We start from the raw sequence: 6,576 nt of genomic DNA on the forward strand, positions 1-6,576 counted from the left end.
TCATAGAGTTGCAGGGCTATTTGGCTTATCTGACTAGCATCCTGTGTTTTTTGAGGCAGACTTTTTCGTTTAGTGAGAGTTGAAAAGTCCTCGTAGCGGATTTTCAAAATGACAATTTTTCCAGCTTTTTCTTGTTGATGTAGATTGAGAGCGACTCTTTCTGATAGGAGAGTCAGCTCTTTTTTGATGTCCTCCTCGGCACGGAGAATCTTTCCATAGGTTTTCTCCTTCCCGATTGATTTACGAATGCGATTGGATTTGACTGGAGAGTTGTGAATACCACGAGCCTTTCGATAAAGGTCGTAGCCCAGTCTGCCAAAGCGGTCTATTAGGGTTATTTCAGGAACTTCAAGTAGATCAGCGCCAGTAAAAACGCCCATTTGATGAAGACGTTCTACCGTCTTTTTTCCTACTCCATGAAACTTGGAAATATCCATTTGTTTGAGAAAATCCTCAGCTTGGTCAGGTAGAATCACTGTCAGACCATGTGGTTTTTGATAATCGCTAGCCATTTTAGCTAAGAATTTGTTGTAGGAAACGCCAGCAGAAGCAGTTAGGTGTAGTTCCTGCCAGATATCCTCTTGAATGAGGCGAGCGATTTTGACAGCTGACTTGATACCGAGTTTATTTTCTGTTACATCCAAATAGGCTTCGTCAATGCTCATGGGTTCAATCAAATTTGTATAACGCTTAAAGATAGCTCGAATCTGGAGTCCCACAGTCTTGTATTTCTCATAATTTCCTGAGATAAAGACGGCCTGGGGACAACGTTCATAAGCTTCCTTGGAACTCATGGCAGAATGGACACCAAAAGCTCGTGCTTCATAGCTACAGGTAGCAACGACTCCCCGTCCACCTGTTTGCCGAGGATCGCTTCCGATAATGACAGGTTTTCCTTTGAGTTTAGGATTATCTCTGATTTCCACCGCAGCAAAAAAGGCATCCATGTCAATATGGATGATTTTTCTTGACAAATCATTTAACAAAGGGAAAATCAACATGTCTAGCACCTTTTTACTGCTTATTTTCTTTTATTATACTCTTTTTTCTGAAAAAAAGAAAAAAGGCTTTAATTTTTTCAAAAATATAATACAGTTTGGCATAGAAATTAGTCTGTGTTAGAAAAGAAAGTGTAAAAATAAGGAATTTTCGCTTGTTGAAATCGGTTACTGTATGGTATACTAGTTTCATAAATGTAACAGATGACTGTTACTAGAAAGAAAACAGAGGACATTAACATGGTTGTTAAAACAGTTGTTGAAGCACAAGATATTTTTGACAAAGCTTGGGAAGGCTTCAAAGGCGTAGATTGGAAAGAAAAAGCAAGTGTATCACGCTTCGTACAAGCTAACTACACACCTTACGATGGAGACGAAAGCTTCCTTGCAGGACCAACAGAACGTTCACTTCACATCAAAAAAATTGTAGAAGAAACTAAGGCTCACTACGAAGAAACTCGTTTCCCAATGGACACTCGTCCAACATCTATCGCTGATATCCCAGCAGGATTTATCGATAAAGAAAACGAAGTTATCTACGGTATCCAAAACGATGAACTCTTCAAATTGAACTTCATGCCAAAAGGTGGTATCCGTATGGCTGAAACTACTTTGAAAGAAAATGGATACGAACCAGATCCAGCTGTTCACGAAATCTTCACTAAATACGTAACAACAGTTAACGACGGTATCTTCCGTGCTTACACTTCAAACATCCGTCGCGCTCGTCACGCACACACTGTAACTGGTCTTCCAGATGCATACTCACGCGGACGTATCATCGGTGTTTACGCTCGTCTTGCTCTTTACGGTGCAGACTACTTGATGCAAGAAAAAGTAAACGACTGGAACGCAATCGAAGAAATCGATGAAGAAACAATCCGTCTTCGTGAAGAAATCAACCTTCAATATCAAGCATTGCAACAAGTTGTTCGCTTGGGTGACCTTTACGGAGTTGATGTTCGCAAACCAGCGATGAACACTAAAGAAGCAATCCAATGGGTTAACATCGCCTTCATGGCTGTCTGCCGTGTTATCAACGGTGCTGCTACATCTCTAGGACGTGTGCCAATCGTCTTGGATATCTTTGCAGAACGTGACCTTGCTCGTGGTACATTTACTGAATCAGAAATTCAAGAATTCGTTGATGATTTCGTTATGAAACTTCGTACAGTTAAATTTGCTCGTACAAAAGCTTATGACCAATTGTACTCAGGTGACCCAACCTTCATCACAACTTCTATGGCTGGTATGGGTAACGACGGTCGTCACCGTGTTACTAAGATGGACTACCGTTTCTTGAACACTCTTGACAATATCGGTAACTCTCCAGAACCAAACTTGACAGTTCTTTGGACTGACAAATTGCCATACAACTTCCGTCGCTACTGTATGCACATGAGCCACAAACACTCTTCTATCCAATACGAAGGTGTAACAACAATGGCTAAAGACGGATATGGTGAAATGAGCTGTATCTCATGTTGTGTGTCTCCACTTGACCCAGAAAATGAAGAACAACGCCACAACATCCAGTACTTCGGTGCTCGTGTAAACGTATTGAAAGCTCTTCTTACTGGTTTGAACGGTGGTTACGACGATGTTCACAAAGACTACAAAGTATTTGACATCGAACCAATCCGTGACGAAGTTCTTGAATTTGAATCAGTTAAAGCTAACTTTGAAAAATCTCTTGACTGGTTGACTGACACTTACGTAGATGCTTTGAACATCATCCACTACATGACTGATAAGTACAACTACGAAGCAGTTCAAATGGCCTTCTTGCCAACTAAACAACGTGCGAACATGGGATTCGGTATCTGTGGATTTGCTAACACTGTTGATACATTGTCAGCTATCAAATACGCTACAGTTAAACCAATCCGTGATGAAAATGGCTACATCTACGATTACGAAACAATCGGTGAATACCCACGTTGGGGTGAAGATGACCCACGTTCAAACGAATTGGCAGAATGGTTGATCGAAGCTTACACAACTCGTCTACGTAGCCACAAACTTTACAAAGACGCAGAAGCTACAGTATCACTTTTGACAATCACATCTAACGTTGCTTACTCTAAACAAACTGGTAACTCACCAGTCCACAAAGGTGTATACCTCAACGAAGATGGTTCTGTGAACTTGTCTAAACTTGAATTCTTCTCACCAGGTGCTAACCCATCTAACAAAGCTAAAGGTGGATGGTTGCAAAACTTGAACTCACTTTCTAGCCTTGACTTTAGTTATGCAGCTGACGGTATCTCATTGACTACACAAGTATCACCTCGCGCTCTTGGTAAGACTCGTGACGAACAAGTTGATAACTTGGTAACAATTCTTGATGGTTACTTCGAAAACGGTGGACAACACGTTAACTTGAACGTTATGGACTTGAACGATGTTTACGAAAAGATTATGTCAGGAGAAGACGTTATCGTACGTATCTCTGGATACTGTGTAAACACTAAATACCTCACTCCAGAACAAAAAACTGAATTGACACAACGTGTCTTCCACGAAGTTCTTTCAATGGATGATGCCTTGGACGCATTGAGCTAATCAAGTTCTTGAATAATGAAAAGAAACCCTCGGTCAGTCGACTGAGGGTTGTTTTTGGGGTTCTTAAATTTCTTAAGTCAGGTACTGAAATGTCTGACCGAGATTCAAAGATACTTGTTGACTTGCAATGGGGATTTGAAAATAATACTCAATGAAAATCAAAGAGCAAACTAGGAAGCTAGCCGCAGATTGCTCAAAGCACTGCTTTGAGGTTGCAGATAGAGCTGACGTGGTTTGAAGAGATTTTCGAAGAGTATGAAAATTAAAACACCACACTTTGTATGGAACAAGGTGTGGTTGTATTTTATCTCTTAGACCAAGTCCTCTTCATAAAGAGAAGTAGGATTGGGTAAATCTCCAAGCGACCTGCAATCATTGCAAAGGAGAGGAGAATTTTTGAGATAGGACTAAAGATTGAGAAACTAGAAGTGGTTCCTAGAATAGGTCCTATATTATTGAAACAGCTAAAGACAGCACTGGTCACAACCAGAAAATCATTGCTATCTAGGCTGACAATAAAGATAAGCGCTAGCAAAATCATAGCATAGATGACAAAGTACTTGAGAATCTTATGTTGGGTATCTTTGTCAATCACCGTTTTATTAACATGGAGGGTCAAAACACGGTGGGGTGATAGAATTGACAAAATTTGATTTTTGGCAATTTTTGAGAGGATGAGGCCTCGAATAACCTTGAGTCCACCTGCGGTTGAACCAGCAGAACCACCGATTGCCATGAGGAAGAGAAGGATAAACTGGGAGAAGAGGGGCCAGTTGGTAATATCTCCGTATCCAAAACCAGTCGTTGTAATGATATTGGAAACCTGGAAGAAGGCCATTTCAAAGCTCTTGGAAAATCCTGGGTAGAGATAGAGGGTATTAAGGCTAATCAAGCCTGTAGAAACCAGCACGATGACCAAGTAAGCACGAAGTTCCTCGTCACCAAAGAAGGCTTTGACGCGACGGAGCATGAGGTAGTAGTAGAGATTGAAATTTACCCCAAAAACCAAAACTCCGATACTAACTAGATAGGTAATCAGTGAGCTACCATAGTGGGAGATTCCATCGTTATAGACTGTAAAACCTCCTGTACCTGCTGTTCCCATGGCAATGATAAAACTATCAAATAGGGGCATGCCAGCTAGATAATAGATGATGACAAAGAGGGAGAAGAGAGCTAGATAAAGGAGATAGAGAATCTGGGCAGTGTTTTTTAGTTTGGATACTACTTTACCAAAAACAGGACCAGGAACCTCAGCCTTCATCACTTCTAGGTGGCTATTCTTGGCATTATCCATAATAGCAAGTGCAAAAACAAGTACTCCCATCCCTCCAATCAAGTGGGTAAAACTTCGCCAGAAGAGGAGGGAACGGCTGAGAACCGAAACATCGTTCAGAATAGTTGCTCCAGTAGTTGTAAAGCCAGAACTGATTTCAAAAAAGGCATCGATAAGGCTGGGAATTTGCCCAGCAAAAACAAAGGGGAGACCGCCAAAGAAAGACCAAAGGATCCAACAGAGGGCAACAATCAAGATTCCCTCCTTGGCGTAAATCCGTTGATTTTTTGGCTTTTGTAAAATTCCTGAACCACCTAGTAATACGAGAATCCCAATCGTTGTAAAGAGGGCTGTAAAGACTTGGCTCGATTCATGGTAGTATATGGCAATCGCAACAGGAACCAAGAGGAGAACAGCTTCAATCAAAAGTAACTTTGAAAGGAGGTAACGAATCATACTTTTATTCATTTCTTACCTCGCGATCAAGTCATAAATCTTAGTGATGTTTGGCAACAAAGTTGTTACAAGGAGCTTGTCTCCAACTTCCAGCATATCCTCTCCAGTTGGGAAAATAGTCTTGCCCTTTCGAATGATGGCCGCAATAAGAACCCCTTTTTTCAGTTTGAGTTGAGAAAGAGGTTTGGCAGTCATTTTATTGGCTTCCTTGATATGGAATTGCAGGGTTTCGATTTGGCCATTGGCTAGATGGTGCATGGCTTGAAGGTCTGAATACTGGGCATTAACCCGACCACGAATAAAGTGCATAATCGTATCTACAGCGATACTTTTAGGTGTGATGATACTTGAAAAATCAGGCGCATTGATAATCTCGAGGAGACTGGTACGATTGACCTTGGTAATATTTTTCTGTACACCTACCCTGTCAAGGAACATAGAGGTAATCAGATTTTCCTCATCGACTCCTGTTAGAGTTGCAACGGCATCATAGTGTTGAGCACTTTCTTCCAGCAGGATATCTTTTGCAGTACCATCTCCTTGAACGATATGAAGATTTGGAAATTTCTCGCTAAAGAAGCTAGCGATTTCGGGATTGATTTCAATAACCTTGGTATCAATACGACTGTCTTTGAGGATACCTAGTAGATAATAGGCAATTCTACCAGCTCCAACAATAAGGAGACTCTTTACGGCACGAGACTTGAAATAATTATGGAAGAGCATCATATCGACACGGTTACCAGTAACAAAGATTCTATCTTTATCCTGTACAGTCATGTCACCGCTTGGAATGATAATTTGATGATCCCTCTCTATCGCACAGACAATGACATTGCCAAATTTTTTTCGAAAATCAGAAATGGGCATTTGGCAAAGACCACTGGAGGATTTAACAGTGAATTCCATCAAGCTGACCCGTCCACCAAAGAAACGTTCGACAGAGAGGGCGTTGGGGAAGTCAATGATATTGGCAATAGCGCGGGCAGCCAAGAGCTCAGGGTTAACGATAAGAGAAAAACCGAGAATATTCTTTTCCTTGAAATAAGAGTTAGAATATTCAGGGTTCCGCACCCGAACGATGGTCTCTTTAGCTCCCATTTTTTTGGCTAGAACGGCTGCAATCATGTTCACTTCATCGTACTCAGTCAGGGCGATAAAGATATCACAATCCTGGACACTGGCTTGCTCAAGGATGGTAAAATCAGCCCCGTTACCAAGGATACCCATGATATCAAAGCGATTGACAATATGATTGAGGACAGCTTCGTCTTGCTCAAT

At 41.3% G+C, this 6,576-nt stretch carries 4 protein-coding genes; 1 reads left to right on the forward strand and 3 read right to left on the reverse strand.

Annotated elements, in window-relative coordinates; all coding sequences use genetic code 11:
* Positions 1–1,001, reverse strand: a 1,001-nt coding sequence (gene dinB, locus RWM06_RS09050) for a DNA polymerase IV (protein WP_313970879.1), incomplete at its 3' end; no start/stop codon positions are given.
* Positions 1,002–1,238: 237 nt separating this feature from the next.
* Between dinB and pflB the strand changes: the two genes are divergently transcribed.
* A complete protein-coding gene (pflB, locus tag RWM06_RS09055; RefSeq protein WP_102210610.1) occupies positions 1,239–3,563 on the forward strand; it encodes a formate C-acetyltransferase in 2,325 nt (774 codons plus the stop codon).
* A gap of 304 nt (positions 3,564–3,867) precedes the next feature.
* Here pflB and RWM06_RS09060 read toward each other — a convergent pair whose 3' ends face one another.
* Together RWM06_RS09060 and trkA are read right to left on the reverse strand one after the other, a co-directional pair.
* Positions 3,868–5,307 carry a TrkH family potassium uptake protein gene (locus RWM06_RS09060; protein WP_313970880.1) on the reverse strand — a complete coding sequence of 480 codons (1,440 nt, stop codon included), beginning with the start codon at positions 5,305–5,307 and terminating at the stop codon, positions 3,868–3,870.
* 3 nt (positions 5,308–5,310) lie between these two features.
* Positions 5,311–6,576 (reverse strand): Trk system potassium transporter TrkA (gene trkA / locus RWM06_RS09065; RefSeq protein WP_313970881.1); only part of this gene is annotated, 1,266 nt, incomplete at its 5' end.

Origin of the sequence: uncultured Streptococcus sp., assembly GCF_963516575.1 — a bacterium.
Taxonomy (GTDB): Bacteria; Bacillota; Bacilli; order Lactobacillales; family Streptococcaceae; genus Streptococcus.

What these genes read in the sequence shown, in the direction of transcription:
- RWM06_RS09060 (WP_313970880.1), bottom strand. Translation starts at nt 5,307, where the DNA reads ATGAATAAAAGTATGATTCGTTACCTCCTTTCAAAGTTACTTTTGATT.
- pflB (WP_102210610.1), top strand. Translation starts at nt 1,239, where the DNA reads ATGGTTGTTAAAACAGTTGTTGAAGCACAAGATATTTTTGACAAAGCT.